The organism is Ruminiclostridium hungatei, assembly GCF_002051585.1.
Taxonomy (GTDB): Bacteria; Bacillota; Clostridia; order Acetivibrionales; family DSM-1351; genus Ruminiclostridium; species Ruminiclostridium hungatei.
Genome location: NZ_MZGX01000033.1, coordinates 19,853 through 38,657, shown reverse-complemented (window position 1 = coordinate 38,657; position 18,805 = coordinate 19,853). Strand labels below are relative to the sequence as shown.

17 protein-coding genes are annotated in these 18,805 nt (G+C 42.2%); 12 read left to right on the top strand and 5 right to left on the bottom strand.

Going from position 1 to position 18,805, the window contains the following annotated elements:
- Window positions 1-139 precede the first annotated feature (139 nt).
- The 3 genes from gatB to gatC all read right to left on the bottom strand — a co-directional run bounded on the left by gatB (window position 140) and on the right by gatC (window position 3,459).
- A complete protein-coding gene (gatB, locus tag CLHUN_RS19780; RefSeq protein WP_080066422.1) occupies window positions 140-1,585 on the bottom strand; it encodes an Asp-tRNA(Asn)/Glu-tRNA(Gln) amidotransferase subunit GatB in 1,446 nt (481 codons plus the stop codon).
- A 12-nt stretch (window positions 1,586-1,597) separates the two neighbouring features.
- Window positions 1,598-3,058, bottom strand: a complete 1,461-nt coding sequence (gene gatA / locus CLHUN_RS19775; protein WP_080066421.1) for an Asp-tRNA(Asn)/Glu-tRNA(Gln) amidotransferase subunit GatA — start codon at window positions 3,056-3,058, stop codon at window positions 1,598-1,600.
- 113 nt (window positions 3,059-3,171) lie between these two features.
- On the bottom strand, window positions 3,172-3,459 hold the full coding sequence (gene gatC, locus CLHUN_RS19770) for an Asp-tRNA(Asn)/Glu-tRNA(Gln) amidotransferase subunit GatC (RefSeq protein ID WP_080066420.1): 288 nt from the start codon (window positions 3,457-3,459) through the stop codon (window positions 3,172-3,174).
- A gap of 678 nt (window positions 3,460-4,137) precedes the next feature.
- Between gatC and glnA the strand changes: the two genes are divergently transcribed.
- From glnA to CLHUN_RS19750, 4 genes are all read left to right on the top strand, one after another.
- Complete coding sequence (gene glnA, locus CLHUN_RS19765; RefSeq protein WP_080066419.1) at window positions 4,138-5,463, top strand: type I glutamate--ammonia ligase; 1,326 nt, start codon at window positions 4,138-4,140, stop codon at window positions 5,461-5,463.
- Between the two features lie 135 nt (window positions 5,464-5,598).
- A complete protein-coding gene (locus CLHUN_RS19760) occupies window positions 5,599-6,168 on the top strand; it encodes an ANTAR domain-containing response regulator (RefSeq protein ID WP_080066418.1) in 570 nt (189 codons plus the stop codon).
- Between the two features lie 776 nt (window positions 6,169-6,944).
- Window positions 6,945-8,180 (top strand): ammonium transporter, encoded by a 1,236-nt coding sequence (locus CLHUN_RS19755; RefSeq protein WP_080066417.1) that lies wholly within the window; start codon window positions 6,945-6,947, stop codon window positions 8,178-8,180.
- Between the two features lie 44 nt (window positions 8,181-8,224).
- The gene (locus CLHUN_RS19750; protein ID WP_080066416.1) at window positions 8,225-8,563 is read left to right on the top strand and encodes a P-II family nitrogen regulator; all 339 of its coding nucleotides are present in this window, start codon (window positions 8,225-8,227) and stop codon (window positions 8,561-8,563) included.
- 180 nt (window positions 8,564-8,743) lie between these two features.
- Here CLHUN_RS19750 and speB read toward each other — a convergent pair whose 3' ends face one another.
- Window positions 8,744-9,601, bottom strand: a complete 858-nt coding sequence (speB, locus tag CLHUN_RS19745) for an agmatinase (protein WP_080066446.1) — start codon at window positions 9,599-9,601, stop codon at window positions 8,744-8,746.
- 330 nt (window positions 9,602-9,931) lie between these two features.
- Between speB and CLHUN_RS19740 the strand changes: the two genes are divergently transcribed.
- From CLHUN_RS19740 to CLHUN_RS19715, 6 genes are all read left to right on the top strand, one after another.
- The gene (locus tag CLHUN_RS19740) at window positions 9,932-10,594 is read left to right on the top strand and encodes a beta/alpha barrel domain-containing protein (RefSeq protein ID WP_080066415.1); all 663 of its coding nucleotides are present in this window, start codon (window positions 9,932-9,934) and stop codon (window positions 10,592-10,594) included.
- 22 nt (window positions 10,595-10,616) lie between these two features.
- Window positions 10,617-11,249 (top strand): HAD-IA family hydrolase, encoded by a 633-nt coding sequence (locus CLHUN_RS19735; RefSeq protein ID WP_080066414.1) that lies wholly within the window; start codon window positions 10,617-10,619, stop codon window positions 11,247-11,249.
- Window positions 11,250-11,306: 57 nt separating this feature from the next.
- Entirely contained in the window at window positions 11,307-12,170 is an 864-nt protein-coding gene (locus CLHUN_RS19730) for a class I SAM-dependent methyltransferase (protein ID WP_080066413.1), read from the top strand.
- The gene (locus CLHUN_RS19725) at window positions 12,167-12,838 is read left to right on the top strand and encodes an RluA family pseudouridine synthase (RefSeq protein ID WP_080066412.1); all 672 of its coding nucleotides are present in this window, start codon (window positions 12,167-12,169) and stop codon (window positions 12,836-12,838) included. Before CLHUN_RS19730 ends, CLHUN_RS19725 begins: the two co-directional genes overlap by 4 nt.
- Before the next feature lie 64 nt (window positions 12,839-12,902).
- Window positions 12,903-13,274 carry a hypothetical protein gene (locus CLHUN_RS19720; RefSeq protein ID WP_080066411.1) on the top strand — a complete coding sequence of 124 codons (372 nt, stop codon included), beginning with the start codon at window positions 12,903-12,905 and terminating at the stop codon, window positions 13,272-13,274.
- Between the two features lie 27 nt (window positions 13,275-13,301).
- Window positions 13,302-14,159: a YitT family protein gene (locus tag CLHUN_RS19715; protein ID WP_080066410.1), complete on the top strand. Its 858-nt coding sequence runs from the start codon at window positions 13,302-13,304 to the stop codon at window positions 14,157-14,159.
- Window positions 14,160-14,243: 84 nt separating this feature from the next.
- Here the strand turns inward: CLHUN_RS19715 and gdhA are convergent, their stop codons facing one another.
- Window positions 14,244-15,581 carry an NADP-specific glutamate dehydrogenase gene (gene gdhA, locus CLHUN_RS19710; RefSeq protein WP_080066409.1) on the bottom strand — a complete coding sequence of 446 codons (1,338 nt, stop codon included), beginning with the start codon at window positions 15,579-15,581 and terminating at the stop codon, window positions 14,244-14,246.
- A gap of 561 nt (window positions 15,582-16,142) precedes the next feature.
- Between gdhA and CLHUN_RS19705 the strand changes: the two genes are divergently transcribed.
- Entirely contained in the window at window positions 16,143-17,306 is a 1,164-nt protein-coding gene (locus CLHUN_RS19705) for a THUMP domain-containing class I SAM-dependent RNA methyltransferase (RefSeq protein WP_080066408.1), read from the top strand.
- A 133-nt stretch (window positions 17,307-17,439) separates the two neighbouring features.
- A complete protein-coding gene (aroA, locus tag CLHUN_RS19700) occupies window positions 17,440-18,714 on the top strand; it encodes a 3-phosphoshikimate 1-carboxyvinyltransferase (RefSeq protein WP_080066407.1) in 1,275 nt (424 codons plus the stop codon).
- Window positions 18,715-18,805 lie beyond the last annotated feature (91 nt).

Sequence of the window (18,805 nt, the reverse complement as noted above, 5' to 3'; positions counted from 1 at the left end):
TTAATAATTTTAATATACATTTATTTTGTTTTGAATTTATAAAAAAAGGCATTCCACTCCCTTTGTTAAAAAGAGGAGTGAAACGCCTTTGTTTCACTGATAAATTTAATTTTTAACAGGTCCCCCCCGGCCGGACTTCTCAGCAGGAGCCCTTGAGCCTGTTCAGTTCACTTCTTAAGATGTCCTGAACCACCTTGGGATTGCCTCTGCCTGCCAGGGCCCTGGAACATTGACCCATAAGGAAGCCGAAAGTCTTTTCCTTACCTTCCAGGTATTCTGCAACAGCTTTTTCATTTGCGGCAAGTATTTCTCTGACAGTGTTTTCAACTTCACCGGTATCATTAATGACCTTATACCCCTTTCCGGCTACAATGGCCTCCGGTTCCATGCCGGTGTCAAACATATCTGCAAGTACTTTTTTTGCATTTGCCGCAGTGATTTCTTCACCGTCCACCATCTTTAAAAGTCTTCCCAGAACATTTCCTCCGAAAGGAATGGCTTCTGCGGCAAGTCCTGAATCATTCAGCCTTCTGAGTACTTCAACGATAATGAAGTTTGAGGCAGCTTTAGGATTTCCGCATTCCTTTGCAGTACTTTCAAAGAAATCCGAAAGACTGACAGAAGTCAAAAGCAAATTTGCATCGGTCTCACTTAAGCCAAAATCAGCAGTATATTTTGCAAACCTCTTGTTGGGAAGCTCCGGCAATGAATGGCGCAAAGCCTCGATTTGCTGCTTTGTAAAGGATATGGGGACTACATCCGGTTCAGGGAAATATCTGTAGTCGTGAGCATCTTCCTTGCTCCTCATGGACTTGCTTTCACCCTTGTTGTCATCCCAGCGCCTGGTTTCCTGTGTTATTGCTTCACCTTCATCCAAAAGCTCGGATTGTCTTTCTATTTCAGCATCGATACATCTTGCGATGCCTCTGATGGAATTAATGTTTTTCATTTCAGTTCTGGTTCCAAGCTTATCGGTACCCACAGGCCGGATGGATACATTCACATCGGCTCTGAGCGAACCCTCCTCCATCCGGCAATCGGATATTCCTGAATAGAGCAGCATAAGCCGGACCTTTTCAACAAATTCCCGTGCTTCATCTGAGGAAGACAGGTCGGGTTTGGTAACTATTTCTATAAGCGGTACTCCACAGCGGTTGTAGTCTGCCAGGCTGTAGTTGTCGTAACTGTCGTGAAGCAGTTTGCCTGCATCTTCCTCCAGGTGGATTCTTTCAATCCTGATGAATTTTTCACCCTCAGGTGTATTGATGGTGAGCCCGCCGTCCTTGCAAACAGGCAGATCAAACTGTGAAATCTGATAAGCCTTGGGCAGATCAGGATAAAAATAATTCTTTCTGTCCAGCTTTGAAAATTCATTTATCTGGCAGTTCAATGCCAGACCGGCCTTTACCGTATACTCCACGGCAGTTTTGTTTAATACCGGCAAAGTACCCGGCATTCCGGTACAAACTGGACAGCACCTGGTATTAGGTTCCCCGCCGAAGCCTACGGGACAATCACAAAATATCTTTGACTTTGTGGATAACTCAGCATGTATTTCTAATCCAATAGTTGGAATGTATTTCATTGCACTAACCTCCTATAATACAGGAACTCTGAACTCAGGGGCAAAATCCGCCTCAAAAGTTGCAGCAGCTCTGAGTATTTCCCGTTCTCCAAGCGGCTTACCTGTGAAGGACAATCCGATTGGAAGTCCGTTTGCATCATAACCGCAGGGAAGAGATATGGACGGGAGTCCTGCGATGTTTGCTGAAACAGTATATATATCGGCAAGATACATGCTTAACGGATCATCTGTGTTTTGACCCAGCTTGAATGCTGTTTCAGGAGTTGTAGGATGCAGCACAACATCATATTTGGAAAAGGCTTCATCAAAGCCCTGGCTTATCAAAGTTCTGAGCTTAAGCGCCTTTTTGTAATAGGCGTCATAGTAGCCGGAAGCCAGCGCATAGGTACCAAGCAGTATTCTTCGCTTAACCTCACGGCCGAAACCTTCGGCTCTGGACCTGCCAATGAGCTCATTGAAGGATCTGCAGTTTTCCGCCCTGTAGCCATACTTTACACCGTCATATCTGGAAAGGTTTGAGCTGGCTTCTGCTGAAGACATCAGATAATAGGCCGGAACTGCATGCTTCAGACTGGGCATTGAAAATTCTTCAACCTTGGCGCCAAGCCTTTCCAGGGTTTCAATTGATTTATAAAGGGCATTTCTGACTTCACTGTTCAGACCTTCTGTCAGGTATTCTTTAGGCAAGCCTATTTTATAGTCTTTAATCCCGCCTGAAACTGCTGAGGCATAGGAAGCACCCGCTTCATAGCTCAGGGATGTTCCATCCTTAGGGTCCTGTCCACAGATTCCATCCAATATTATAGCACAATCTTCCACAGTCTTGCCAATAGGACCAATCTGGTCAAGAGAGGAAGCAAAAGCAACCAAACCGTATCTTGATACCAGGCCATAAGTGGGTTTCAAACCCACGACACCGCAAAAAGCAGCCGGTTGACGAACCGAACCACCGGTATCTGAACCAAGTGAGCCCAATGCCAGCGAGGCTGATACAGAAGCAGCCGACCCTCCGGAAGACCCCCCGGGTACTCTTGTGGTATCGAAGGGATTCTTTGTCTTTTTAAAGGCGGAATTTTCAGTAGATCCGCCCATGGCAAATTCATCCAGATTTACTTTCCCCAGAATAACGGAATTTTGTGCTCTCAGCTTGTTTACAGCAGTGGCTGTATATGGAGGGACAAAATTCTCAAGCATTTTTGAGGCGCAGGTAGTTGGAGTTCCTTCAATACAAATATTGTCCTTAATACTTAAGGGAATGCCGCAAAGCATCTCTCCCTTTCCGGAATCAATGAGCTTCTGAGCCTCTGAAGCCTGTTCCAGGGCACTTTCCCCGCACACTGACAGGTAGGAATCAATTTTGTCATCATATGTTTTTATTCTATCTAAATATGTTCTGGTAAGTTCGGTTACGCTTATTTTCCTGGAATCCAGAAGAGACCGGGCTTCCTTTATGGTTAGTTTAGTGGTGTCCATCTAAGTCCATAGCCTTTCCGGCTCACAAAATATATATAAATTAATCCACGCACCTACTGTGAGCCGGATAAGGCGTGAAGGGCACTTTGCGCATGCAGTTTCAAACCGCGCTCCTAATCAATCATCTTCGGTATGGAAAAGCAGTTTTCCATACCATGCTTTGAATTGGAAATAATCTTTTCGGTTTCAAACGGAGTACCGGGATTATCTTCCCGCATGTTGTTGGTGATTTTTGAAATGTGTTCCGTTGCGCTGATACTGTCGGTATCAAGATCCCTTAAAGTATCCATGAGGCCGATAATACCTGTCATATCTGCGGCCAGGGACTGCATTTCACTATCCTCCAGCGAGAGTTTTGCCAGGCCGGCTATATATTTAATGTAGTCATTTGCTTCAGCCATATATCCTCCAAACAAAAAATAAATTTTGCACATGTATATATGTAAGGTAAAATTTTACCTTTTCAATCTGCACATTAATTAGTATTATACCAAAAATTTAAAAAAAGCTGTACCAGCCAAAAAAATATTTTGGTTGACACAGCGCCATTGCTGCAAAACAATTCTTAAATTACAATCATTATAATATATGCCTTGCAAAAAATCAATACTTTTTAACAAAGAATTTGATTATTACAAAACGGCTAAAAATAGGCATATATGTAGGTACGAAAGATAATTCTGCGAAAACCGGTTTTGACAATAAAAATAATTATTTGGTTTTTTGCAGGATTTGATTTAGAAAATTGCAAAAAAATACTTGACTGAGCTATGATTTATTAGTAAAATAATTCTGTGGTTAAATAAATAACAAGAATTGGTAGAAACAAGGGCGTTTCTCATAATCCTTCCAGGAATGTATGAGTGCGCTTTTTTATTTGAATTTTTGTATATTTATTTAACCTGCGGGCAGATTTGAGGTATGGTATTAAAGATATATTCTTTATCTTATTATCTTATATTATTATATAGAAAGCTAATACTAAAATAATATTGCCTTATTTATTCCGGCTTTATATACACAAAAAATATAATTGTGTAAAATATTATTAAATAAATTTAAAGGAAAGAGGTGGGAAAATGGCTTCCAAAAATGATTTACTTAAATTTGTTGAACAGAACGATGTTAAGTTTATAAGACTTCAGTTTGCAGACATTTTTGGTAACATGAAAAATATAGCAATAACCGACCAGCAGCTTGAGAGGGCGCTGGAAGAAGGGGTAATGTTTGATGCCTCTGCTATTGCAGGTTTTTCTGAAGTAGAACAATCTGATATGCTGCTATTTCCTGATCCGGATACATTTCAGCTTATTCCATGGAGACCGCAGCATGGGAAGGTAGCCAGATTTATATGCGATATCAAGAATTACGATGGATCCCAATTCCTGGGAGATCCCAGGTATATATTGAAGAGATCCGAGGCAAAGGCCAAAAAGCTGGGCTACACTTTCAACATCGGACCTGAATGCGAGTTCTTTTTATTCCACACCGATGCAGAAGGAAGGCCTACAAATAAGACTCATGATGCTGCAGGCTACTGTGATCTGGCTCCTTCAGACCTGGGCGAAAACTGCAGAAGAGAAATCTGCATGGTCTTGGAGGACATGGGTTTTGAAATAGAGGCTTCTCATCATGAAAATGCTGCCGGGCAGCATGAGATTGATTTCAAGTACAGTGATGTCATGACCGCCGCAGACAGAATAATGACTTTCAGAATGGTAGTAAAAATTGTTGCACAGAGAAACGGCCTCCATGCTACGTTCATGCCCAAACCCATATATGACTCCTATGGCTCAGGCATGCACATCAATATGTCGCTTTCACAGGATGGCAAAAACCTGTTTAATGCCGGTGAAAACAGCATGGATATATCGGACGTGGCAAAGATGTTTACAGCGGGTATTTTGCAGCATGCGAAAGGTATTACCGCCGTTGCAAATCCGCTGGTCAACTCATACAAGAGGTTTGTTCCGGGCTTTGAGGCACCTGTTCATATTGCATGGTCTCATATGAACAGAAGCTTGCTGCTCAGGATTCCGGCCCCCAAGGGAGAAGCCACAAGAATTGAACTCAGAAGTCCCGACCCGTCCTGCAACCCCTATCTTACTCTGGCATTATTACTGGAGGCAGGTTTGGACGGTATGCAGAATAAGTTGACGATACCTGCCCCTGTGGATATCAACACTTATAACCTTACATCCGAGCAGGAAAAGGAACTGGGCATTCAGAGACTTCCTTCGAATCTTATCCTTGCTCTGGAAGAGATGAAAAAGGATACCTATATCAGGGAAGTTTTAGGTGAGCATATTTTCTTAAAATATATAGCTGCCAAGGAAGCAGAATGGGCGGCATACAATAACATTGTTCACTCCTGGGAGATTGACCGCTATCTATCCACATATTAATAATGTTCCACTACTGTACAGCGGCGCAAGTAAAGAAGGTGCGTGGCTTTTTGATGCATGAGAAATATATGATTATTCAGAAGGATAAAAGTGTATTTTTTCAGGCTATTCCCGCTTAGATGGAGGTGATTGCCAGTGAGTGCAGGAGGGATTCTAATTGTATGCAGCAGGCCGGAAGTGATAAAAGATCTTCGAACCCTCATGCTTCAACAGGGATATTCGGCAGCAGAATACTCTTTATCTGCAAATGAGGCCAGGCGCAAACTTGACATTTTTGAACCGGAATTGATACTTATAAACTCTCCTTTACAGGATGAACTGGGTATTGATCTGGTTTTGGACATAGCTGATAAAACTGATGCTGGCATAATCGTATTGTCAAAACACGAACATCTTGAGGAAATGCAGTTTAAACTCGAGAGAGTTGGTGCATTGATACTTCCAAAGCCTATCAATAAAACTATTTTATTGCAGACATCAAGATTTGCCGTTAATTCCAGAAAGTCATTGAAAGGCTTGAAGCATCAAAATGATGACCTGGAAAAGCGCATCAATGACAGGAAGATTATCGAGAAGGCCAAGTGGCTGCTGGTTGAAAAAATGAATATGACAGAACCTCAGGCACACAGATATATTCAGAAAAGGGCGATGGATACCAGAGTATCCCAGATTAAAGTAGCAGAAGAGATATTGTCGAGTTACTGATAAAATAATGTACTCGGCTATATACCTCTAGGCATGTTTATTAAGTTTATTATCTCAATTATTGATATAAAAATATAAGGGTGCAGAAAAAACCACCTGTTAATCCTTCCGGATTAACAGGTGGTTTTTTAGCGGTCAATACACTTGCTGGTGATATCTCAGAGAAGGTTTTTGAAATAATACCGCTTGTCAATTTCAAAAGCTGGAATAATATCAATTATCACATATGACATTATTAAGTTGAAAAAAATAATTGTTTTTAGTATATTTGCAATTTTATGTTTCAAAAATTGCAAATAATATGAGTATTTTAAAGAAAATACTTTTAAAATACAAAGTTATGATGGAATTCTGCTGATAAAGTTTCATATTGCGAAGAGGCTTTAAGAAACATTTATTACCTGGTGTTTGCAGGAAGATTTATTTTTTTATTCAAATAAGGTATTGACACTCAAAATATACTGTGCTACACTACTATCAGATAAAATATTGACGACAGCGATGGGGCTGCTTGGTTGATTGCTTTAGGCAATCTGCTAAGTAGTTTTTTTGTTCTTATGGGTCAACAATTGTCTGTCTGAAAATGCCACCAAATCTATACGGCTGAGAGGCTTAACGGCTTATCGGAATAACACAACGGTGTGTTTGGAGAATTGCTATATTCTCCGAGCAGACTGTTTTTTTATTGGCGGATGTATAGACGGAAATACTTAATCGGTATAAACAGAATTGGTTAAGCGGCAAGTAATAAATAAAATGACACGGAGGGGTTAATTATGGGAACTATTAACACAGGGGATACAGCCTTTATACTGATCTCCGCAGCACTTGTATTTTTTATGACACCTGGTCTTGCACTGTTTTATGGAGGTATGGTAAAGAGAAAGAATGTACTTAGCACTATGATGGCATCTTTCTTCATACTGGGTCTTTCTTCAGTGCTCTGGGTGGCTATCGGTTATACTCTTTCCTTCGGCGAGGGAGGAAGCTTTTTTGGAGGTTTTCAATGGGCATTCTTAAACGGTGTTGAAGGAGAGGTCGGAACAATACCTCATACTCTATTTGCGGTATTCCAGTTGATGTTCGCTGTTATCACAGCGGCAATCTTAACAGGCTCTTTGGTTGAGAGAATGAAATTCTCAGCGCTATTCTTCTTTATTGCATTATGGTCACTAATTATATACTATCCATTGGCACATATGGTGTGGGGCCCCGGAGGATTCATACTTGAACTGGGCGCTTTAGACTTTGCAGGCGGTAATGTTGTTCATATCAGTTCTGGTGTTTCCGGTCTTGTAGCAGCTATAATCCTGGGAAAGAGAAAGGGTTATGGAGTAACTTCTACCCAGCCTCATAACATTCCGCTGGTAGTATTGGGTGCGGGAATACTCTGGTTCGGCTGGTTCGGCTTTAATGCAGGAAGTGCACTGTCTGCCGGAACTTTGGCTTCACACGCTTTTATTACCACTAATACCTCCGCTGCAATGGCATTGCTTTCATGGATGCTGGTTGAAAAAATCACCAGAGGCAAGCCTACATTGTTGGGAGCTGCTACAGGCGCAGTTGTAGGTCTGGTAGCCATTACCCCCGGAGCAGGCTTTGTACCGGTATGGGCTTCATTCATAATTGGTGCTCTGGTAAGTCCCATATGTTATTTTGCAATGAGCGTTATCAAGCCGAAATTCGGATACGACGATTCCCTGGATGCTTTCGGATGCCATGGTATCGGCGGTATCTGGGGAGGTATTGCAACCGGCTTGTTTGCAAGCAACAAGGTAAATGAGGCAGTGGCAAATAACGGCTTGATATTCGGTGAGACCAAATTAATTGTGGCTCAGTTGATAGCTATTGCTATAACTATAGTACTTGCCACCGTGGGCACAGCGGCTATAATGTATATTCTTAAAGCAGTTCTTAAGGGAGTGAGAGTTACTCCGAGAGAAGAATCAGAAGGACTTGACATTGCACAGCATGGTGAATCGGCATATCCTTCATTTACAGGAATGGATTGATAAGTTGATAATGTTATTTAATATAGAGAGTCGGAGGATAGGGTATGAAAAAAATTGAAGCTATAATCAGACCGTCCAAGCTTGAAGAGTTGAAGGAAGCGCTGCTTGCGGCAGGGTTGGATGGCATTACTATATCCCAGGTAATGGGAGCAGGAAAACAATTGGGCTGGAAAGAGTACTACAGGGGTCAGGAAGTCTCGCTGAATGTCCTGCCCAAGGTTAAACTTGAACTGGTTTGCACCGATGAAAAAGTTGACATAATTACAGAGACGATAATCGAGCATTCCCAAACCGGAGAAGTTGGAGACGGAAAAATATTCATATCAGATATTCAGGATTGTATCAGAATTCGTACCAAGGAAAAAGGAAATGCTGCAATATAACATTAACGTAAGAAATGCTTTTAATTAAAAAACAAACTTTATTTATTTTATATTATTTATTTAGGGATTTATCATATGTGTTTTTAAATTTAAATTAAAATTCAATTAACACTGAAAAACAGTTCTGCCGTCTATAGGCAGAACTGTTTTTGTGGTGTGCTGTTTATATTCATAAGACTGTTATCTGGACATTGCAATTATAACCTCTCTTAAGACCTTGCAGGCAAGTGCCGTTGAAGCACCGCTGTGGTCATAGTGCGGTGAGAGCTCAACAATATCTGCACCAATTATGTTCAGCTTTGAAATAGAAAGTATAGCTTTTACAAGCTCGGTAAAACTGACTCCTCCGGCTTCGGGAGTCCCAGTACCCGGAAAGTTTGACGGGTCCAGTACGTCCAGGTCTATGGTGAAATAAACCGGCGAGCTTCCGATTTCCGCAATGGCTGAATCCAGAGTGGCGAAATTATGAAGGCACATTGAGGTGTGGCCTTCCCTGGACCAGTAAAATTCCTCCCGGGTTCCGCTGCGAATGCCGAACTGCCAGATCTTGCCGTCCCCCAGAATATCCCAGGCCCGTCTTATAACCGAGGAATGGGACAGGGCTTCACCCAGATAGTCTTCTCTCAAATCGGTATGGGCGTCAAAATGTATGATTTTCAAATCCGGGTATTTTTTTGCGGCCTGCTCAATTACAGGCAGAGAGACAAGGTGCTCTCCTCCAATCATCAAAGGCTTCTTATTATTAAGGAAAATATGGCCTGCTGTATGGGATATCATGTTGAGAGCCTTCAAGGGCGCACCGAATGGAAGGTCAAGATCCCCGAAATCATTGATGGAGTAATCGGTTATATCGGCATCAAAATACGGGCTGTAAGTTTCTATTCCGATTGAATCCATTCTCATGGTTGAAGGAGCGAATCTTGTTCCGGGCCTGAAGGTTGTGGTGCCGTCGTAGGGGGCGCCGAAGACAACAATTCCGGCAGAAGCAAAGTCGCTGTCGCAACCCAGAAATTTAGTGGAAAGGGTGTTGTTGTTCATAAATTTAACCTGCCTTTGTACATATTTATATGCCTGGCTGCATAAATCCGGGGATTTCCCGGCAAACAGCCCTGGAATCCATGAGGTATGTCTGTGGCACAATGCTGTCCACAGACATCTTTTGCTCGTTATATTTTACCATTAATATATCAAAATACAATAGTTATTATTTCTGTACGAGTTAAGAAAAATCTAGTATACTATAATATGTTAAAAGTATACAATCCGGTGGAATAGGTAACCCTAGCAAAAGAGTTCACTATAAATTTTATTCCTGTAAAATATTCCGCTGCTGGCTATATAATGTATTGCGGTATAAGGAGGTCATATATGGCATTTGTACCTGAAATAGAAGGAATACTGAGAAAGCACATGGTTAAGATACCGGAGGTAATCAACCGGGTGGGTGGCATCAATATTTTTGGAAAAAATATCAAGTCTTTGATGTTTACAACCGATGTGGCCATAATCAAGAACTGCAATGCAAATGCAGTCATGGCCGTATATCCCTTTACGCCTCAGCCCATAATAACACACTCTATTATAAATGCATCGGATATCCCGGTCTTTTGCGGGGTGGGAGGGGGTACGACCACCGGCAAACGTGTTATAAATATTGCTATGGACGCGGAGTTCCAGGGGGCAATAGGTGTGGTGGTAAACGCACCTACCTCAAATGACATAATAAAGAACCTGTACAAAAGGATCGACATACCCATAGTAGTCACGGTAACTTCTGAGAATACCGATATACAGGCCAGGCTGGATTCGGGGGCGGAGATACTGAATGTATCCTGTGCTGCCCGCACGCCGGAGGTAGTCAGAGCCATACGGAGCAAATTTCCGCTGGTTCCCATAATAGCAACGGGCGGACCGACAAATGAAAGTATTCTGGAAACAATTGAAGCCGGAGCAAATACAATTACATATACTCCGCCTACAAGTGCTGAACTGTTTAAGCAGCTTATGAACAAATACAGAGAAGAATTTTAAAACAAAAGAATGTGGGGTAAAAATGATAAAGCAGGTAATTTTTGACTTGGACGGCACACTGGTGGATTCGTTGCAGACGTTTATAGAGCTGGGGAATGAAATGGCTCAGAAATATGGATATAAGCCCATCAACCAGGAAAAAATCAAAGAACTTCTGAAGCTTCCTATGAAAAAGAGAATAAAGGAACTGGAAATACCCGTGCTTAAGCTGCCAAAGCTTGGAATAGAATTGCTGAACAATTTCCAGGCTCATGCAGGGGAAGTCAAGCCCATCCAGGGAGTCTATGAAATGCTTGAAGAGCTCCATTCCAAAGGCTATGGCTTGAGTATCGTCTCCTCCAATTCAGTCCATAATATCGAGACATTTCTGCGTAAGAACAATCTGAATATGTTTAGCAATATCCAGTCCTCCAAAGGACTTTTTTCAAAACATATAACAATAGGCAGGCTTATGTCCAAGCTGGGCGTGAATAAAAACCAGGTAGTTTATGTGGGGGATGAACAGCGGGATGTTGAAGCGTGCAGGAAGATTGGCATAAAAGTAATTTCCGTCCTGTGGGGGTTTGATTCCCTGGAGCTGCTCTCCAGGGAAAAGCCTGACTTCATTGCCTTCAAGCCGGAAGAAATAGTGGAGATTGTGGAGTCCATAGAATAGAAGTAACGGTGAAATTACCAGAACAAGTGCAGCTAAAGCAACCGAACGGAGGAAGAAATGTTATTAGCCGATGAATGGAAAGACTACGAACTTATAGAAACCGGTAACGGTGAGAAGCTTGAAAGATGGGGAGACATAATTTTAAGGAGACCTGATCCGCAGATAATCTGGCCTGTAAGGGACAAAAAGATATGGGACAGGGCTGATGCCCATTACCACAGAAGCCAAAGCGGAGGGGGCCAGTGGGAGTATAGGCAAAAGCTTCCAAAGAGGTGGACCATAAGTTTTGATAACTTAAAATTTTATATTGAGCCCACAGGCTTTAAGCATACGGGATTATTTCCGGAGCAGGCCGTTAACTGGAGATGGATGATGGATATTATCCGGAAAGCGGACAGGCCCATAAGGGTACTGAATCTTTTTGCCTATACGGGAGGCGCCACGGTTGCTGCAGCATCTGCAGGTGCCGAAGTATGTCATGTTGATGCTGCGAAGGGTATGGTCAACTGGGCAAAGGAAAATATTGCCTTGTCGGGTCTGGCGGACAGGCCTGTCAGATTCATTACAGACGACTGTATGAAGTTTGTTCAGAGGGAAATCAGGAGAGGTAAAAAATATGATGGTGTGATTATGGACCCGCCTTCCTACGGCAGAGGGCCTAACGGCGAAATATGGAAGATTGAGGATTCGCTCTATGACTTTGTGGAGCAGTGTATGGGGCTGCTGTCGGATAACCCGCTTTTTTTCCTGATAAATTCATATACCACAGGCTTTTCTCCAACGGTTTTAAGCAACATCCTGAAACAAACTGTGGGCGGCCGGCACAAGGGCAGTCACAGTTGCGGCGAGGTTGGCCTTCCTGTCAGCCGGTCTGGTATGGTCCTTCCATGTGGCATATATGGAAGGTGGGAAAACACATGAGGCCAAAGGTAATATATGAGGATAATCATCTGCTGGTGGTGGAAAAACCCGTTAATATTCCGGTTCAAGCCGATAATTCCAAAGATCCGGACTTCCTTAACATATTGAAGCAATATATAAAGGAAGCCTGTAATAAACCCGGTGCCGTATATCTGGGGCTTGTTCACCGGCTGGACAGGCCGGTGGGGGGGATTATGGTCTTTGCCAGAACCTCCAAAGCGGCTGCACGGCTGTCCGATCAGATCAGGACCAGAATATTTAAAAAGACCTATCTGGCAGTTGTACGGGGAAAGCCGGAAAGCGAAAAAGCTGTCTTAAGGGATTTCCTCCTGAAAAATGAGGTGTCAAATATGGTTTCGGTTGTAAAGGAAGGCACGGGGGATGCCAAGGAGGCTATTCTGGAGTACGAGGTTCTTAAATCCCTTGGAGAGCTTAGCCTGCTGAGGATTAAGCTGCATACCGGAAGGCCTCACCAGATAAGAGTACAGCTTTCCAACGCCGGGCATGTACTTTACGGAGACCAGCGTTACGGTGCAGCCGTAAACAAGCCGGGCCAGCAGATAGCTCTATGGGCATATGAAGTAGCTTTCCAGCATCCCACCAAAAAAGAAATGCTTATATTTCGCTGTGATACTCCGGGGACAGAACCTTGGCTGATTTTTAAATAAGTGTAATACAATGAATTATGTTTATGATATAATTAAATTACATTTATTGCGAAAGGAGGTCTAAATGGTCAAAAAGAAAAATATTATTAGTATACTGATAATTATATTTCTGCTGTTTGAAATATCGTTTATCAGTATAAATTATAATATTGTCTCTAAAAATAGAACCAGGAATAGTCATGTTTTGACTAATGTTAAAGTTCTTAGTAACAAAGCTTATTGTACTGTTAGAGAGGATTTGAAAACCCCCGGCAGGACATCCAAGTTCAAGCCGGACACTTCAAATGAAAACTGTGTTGTTTACTCCGGTTTTCTTATAAAAGATTTATCAAGCTTCAATGAGCCAATTGATTCTCGGAAAAATATTAGGCAATCCATTCCTCACTATTTTAATGGAAGCAATTATAAGGTGTTTACTTCACTTCAACCCCTTTAATCATTAAATAAAGTGTGAGGTGGAAAGATGACTAGAAAGAATCAGGTCAAAAGAGAGATAATCAGATATATCTTTCTTTTTATAGGGTCAATATTAGCGGCAGTAGGGTTGGAAATATTTTTAATACCCAATAATATTATTGATGGCGGAATAGTTGGTATATCAATAATTGCAAGTTACTTATCAAAGTTACCCCTGAGTTTGTTTATAGTTGGATTAAATATACCCTTTTTATTCCTGGGCTATAAACAAATAGGCAAAACATTTGTTTTTTCGTCCTTGTTTTCAATTGTGTCACTGTCGGTGTGGGTGCAGGTATTTCACGCCATACCCGGTTTAACAAGTGATGTTTTGCTGGCCTCGGTTTTCGGAGGAATCGTACTGGGCATAGGTGTGGGGATAATTATACGGTATGGGGGCTCCCTGGACGGAACAGAAATGGTTGCAATTATAGTTAATAAGCAAACTGTTTTCTCCGTAGGCGAGGTGGTTATGTTTTTTAACATATTCATATTGAGCAGTGCGGGCTTGGTGTTTGGTTGGGACAGGGCCATGTATTCGCTGATTGCCTACTTTATTGCGTATAAAGTAATAGATATTACTTTAGAAGGGCTTGATGAAGCCAAGGCCGCTTTTATAATATCTGAAAAGGCGGAAGAAATTGCAGAAGCCATCACGGCCCGTCTGGGTAGAGGAGTTACCTTCCTGGAGGGAAAAGGCGGATTTTCAAAAAACGAAAAGAAGATATTATATTCTGTAGTAACCAGACTTGAGGTTTCGAAATTAAAATCTATCATTTATGATAAGGATGAAAATGCTTTTGTTACAATAAACGATGTATCTGATGTGATGGGCGGAAAGCATAAGAAGCGGGCCATTCACTGATATAAAAGCATATGTTGCACAGTTGGACAAAAAAAGACGCCAACACCATTTTTGGTGTTGGCGTTAAAAATATAAGGGTGTTACTTAGTACGCAATTCCATGAGCAAACATTGCGTTGGCAACTTTCAGGAAGCCTGCAATGTTTGCGCCGGCAACGAGGTTGTCCTCCATGCCGTATTCCTTTGCTGCCGAACTTGCACTTTTGTAGATATTTATCATGATATCCTTCAGCTTGGCGTCAACTTCTTCGAAGGTCCAGGAATAGCGCATGCTGTTCTGGCTCATTTCAAGTGCTGAAGTTGCAACACCGCCTGCATTTGCAGCTTTTGCAGGTCCGTAGATAATCTTGTTTTTCAAGTAAACCTCAACTGCTTCGGGGGTTGATGGCATGTTAGCTCCTTCACCCACTGCGTAACAGCCGTTCTTAACTAATAATTCAGCAGAAGCGCCATCTATTTCATTCTGTGTTGCACTTGGAAGCGCTATATCACATTTTATACTCCAAATACCTGAGCAACCCTCTGTATATGTGGCATTTGGATGGATTTTTACGTATTCGCTGATGCGTTTTCTTTCAACTTCCTTAAGCCTTTTTACTGTATCCAGCTTAATTCCGTCAGGATCGTGTATGTAGCCGTTTGAATCGCTTAAGGCTACAACCTTTCCTCCAAGCTGATGAACCTTTTCGGTTGCATAAATAGCAACATTACCCGAACCGGAAACAACAACTGTGGCACCTTTGAAGGATTTGCCCTTAGCCTTTAAAGCTTCGTCCATAAAGTAGCATAAGCCGTAGCCGGTAGCCTCGGTTCTTACCAGACTGCCACCCCAGGTTAAGCCTTTGCCGGTTAAAACGCCGGTATATTCATTGCGAAGCCTTTTATACTGTCCGTACATGAAACCGATTTCTCTTGCACCTGTTCCGATATCTCCTGCAGGTACATCGGTATCAGCTCCGATATGTTTTGACAGCTCTGTCATAAAGCTCTGACAGAATTTCATAACCTCATTATCTGATTTTCCTTTTGGATCAAAATCGCTTCCGCCTTTACCGCCTCCGATTGGAAGTCCTGTAAGAGAATTTTTGAAAATTTGCTCGAAGCCAAGAAATTTAAGAATACTTGCATTAACAGAAGGATGGAGTCTCAACCCGCCCTTGTAAGGACCGATTGCACTGTTGAACTGAATTCTGAAACCGCGGTTTACATGTACATTGCCGTTGTCATCAACCCAAGGCACTCTGAAGATAATTTGTCTTTCTGGCTCTACTATTCTGTCGAATACTCCTGCCTTAACCCATTCGGGATGCTTTTCCGCAACCACCTCAAGAGACTCAAGCACTTCACGTACAGCCTGGTGAAACTCCGGCTCACCGGGATTTCTCTTTATAACCTGTTCCATGATACCCTGTAAAACTTTCATTAAATAACCCTCCAATACTTAATAAAAAATAAGCAAATATTATTATGGCGACAGGGTCATTTAATCATAAAACCAATATAGCCCCGGTATAAATCCGGAACTGTTCAAGCATACCCCATTGTACGCCAAATATTATCAATTAATTCTCCTAAATTATACTATTTGATTTAGATAATTGCAAGCATAAAATTTATATCTTTCATTTATTTTTTACATTTTCCGTGTCAACTAATGAGAATAATGCATGAAATATGGCAAATATAAGCATTTAAGCCGGTATATCATTTTTGAAACTGAAAACAAGGTGAGCTGGCAGATAACAAAGGAATTGCAGGATAACATAAAATTGGCGTCAATTATCTCAAGGGTAAATGTAAAATATTAACAAATATGTATTTGTTTCTTGCGTATTTCATGAAAACGCTTCCTAATTCCCTGAAACAGTGATATTTGTTGGAAATAATTTGTTGTTATATGAACCATACAAGGTTATAATAGTAGTACTTCAAAAAAATATTGTTATTGACAATGGTGTTTAAAAAATATTTGAAAGGCAAATACATGGGAAAATTCGAACTTATTGCAACATCCGCTTTTGGAATAGAGGCTGTAACTGCAAGGGAGCTTAAAAAGCTTGGATACACCGAGCAAAGGGTTGAAAACGGCAGGGTGACCTTTACAGGAGATGAAACAGCCATCTGCCGGACTAATCTCTGGCTGCGGACCGCAGACAGGGTTCTGCTGAAAATGGGGGAATTCAAGGCTACAAGCTTTGAAGAACTGTTTGAACAGACCAAAGCCCTGCCCTGGGATGAAATCATACCCGTTGATGCAGAGTTCCCCGTGGAGGGAAAGTCTATAGATTCAAAGCTTTTCAGTGTTCCCGACTGCCAGGCCATCGTAAAGAAAGCCGTAGTTGAGAAGCTGAAACTTCGCTATAAATGTGAATGGTTCCAGGAGACTGGGGCACGGTACAGGATAGAAGTGGCCCTGCTGAAGGATGTTGTAACACTGACTGTTGATACAAGCGGTGCAGGTCTCCACAAGAGGGGCTACAGAAAGCTTGTGGGAGGTGCTCCCCTGAAGGAAACACTTGCATGCGCCATGTTGCTTATAAGCCATTGGAACAAGGACAGAGTGCTGTTGGACCCTTTTTGCGGAAGCGGAACGATTCCTATAGAAGCAGCTCTGATTGGCAAGAATATCGCTCCCGGACTTGGAAGGGAATTTGATTCCGAAAAGTGGGGGATCATTCCCGGAGAAGTATGGGACCGTGCAAGGGATGAGGCCTATGATACCATGGTGGAGGACCGTGAACTCAGAATACATGGTTCGGATATAGATGAGGAAGCCATGAGCCTTGCCAGATATCATGCTAAAAAGGCCGGGGTTGAGGATGCTGTTCACCTCCAGCGCCTTCCCATGTCCGATATCAGTTCAAGATACAAGTATGGAATTATTATCTGCAATCCACCCTATGGTGAGAGGCTTGGAGAAAAGGAACAAGTTGAAAAGCTTTACAGGGAGATGGGAACAGTGTTTAAAAAACTTGAAAGCTGGTCCTATTACATTATCACCTCCAATCTGGAGTTTGAAAAGCTCTTTGGAAAGAAGGCCGACAAAAAAAGGAAACTGTATAACGGTAAGCTGTTATGCAATTATTTTCAATATTTTGGACCTCCGCCACCAAAATTTGCAGAGGACAAAGATAAAATAATTGGATAAATCAGGTAAAAAAATTGACGAATTCCACCTGTTATAATAACATAGTTATTATAACAGGTTAGTGCAGTAAAGTAGCATGGTATAATCGGAAGTTTCAATATAATGAAAATTGGTAATATGGCAGGTGAAGAATATGATTTTAAAGGTCAGGCCGTCGGAGGTTGCCGGAGAAGTTGGTATTCCAGGATCGAAATCCCATACTATAAGGTCAATGTTCTTTGCAGGACTTGCGGAGGGACAGAGCACAATAAGAAATCCTTTGATTTCAAGTGATTCCATCTCCGCGGTAAATTTATGCAAAGCCTTTGGCGCATCCTACGAGCTGTTTGAAAACAAGTATACTGTAAACGGAATTGCGGGGCAGCCTGATGTTCCGGAAAACATTATAGACGTTGGAAATTCGGGAACCAGTTTAAGACTTGGTCTGATGACTGCTGCACTGGCACCCGGCTATTCGGTTTTTACCGGTGACTATCAAATAAGAAGAAGACAAATTGGACCCCTGGTCAAGGCTATAAATAATCTTGGAGGAGAGGCTTTCACTACACGAGGAAACGAATCCGCTCCGGTTGTGGTCAGAGGCCGGGCAAAGGGCGGATTTACCACACTTGACGCAGTTACATCGCAATATTTATCCTCAATTCTACTTAACGCTCCTCTTCTGGAATACGATACACATATCGAAGTTACAAGACTAAATGAAGTGCCATACGTAGAAATAACTCTATGGTGGCTTGATAAACTGGGAATCAGATACAAGCATCAGAATATGAAAGAATTCATCATACCGGGACAGCAGAAATACTCTGGCTTTGACTGTACCATACCGGGTGATTTCTCTTCGGCAACATTTTTTATGGTATTGGCTGCAATTTCAGGGCAGCAGATAAGGCTTAACAATCTTGACATGAGCGATCCCCAGGGAGACAAGCTGGTATTGTCCATATTGGAAGATATGGGGGCTGTGGTTTCCTGCAATGAGGACAGCGTTATCATAGAGGGCCGGAATTTAAAGGGCAGGACTATTGATATGAATTCGATTCCTGATGCTCTGCCGGCAATGGCTGTTGCAGGCTGCTTTGCCCAGGGAGAAACAAGGCTGGTAAATGTTCCCCAGGCGCGGCTTAAGGAAACCGACAGGATAAGTGTAATGTGCAGGGAACTTTCAAAAATGGGTGCGGATATTGAAGAATTGCCTGACGGGCTTATAATACGTGAAAGCAGTCTTAAGGGCTGCAAGGTATGCGGGCACGATGACCACAGGGTGGTTATGTCTTTGGCTGTGGCAGGCTTAAGGGCTCAGGGTGAAACTGCAATTGATACTGCTGAAGCTATGAATGTCACTTTCCCTGGATTTGTTGACCACATCGTAAAATGCGGCGGAAATATGCACCTTGCAGAAGAATAGACAAGTGACTTGTGGCGCGTATATGTAAAAGTATATGTTTGACCGGTTTTTTGCCGTTTTGGTATGAATTTTATTTTTTATTATATATGGA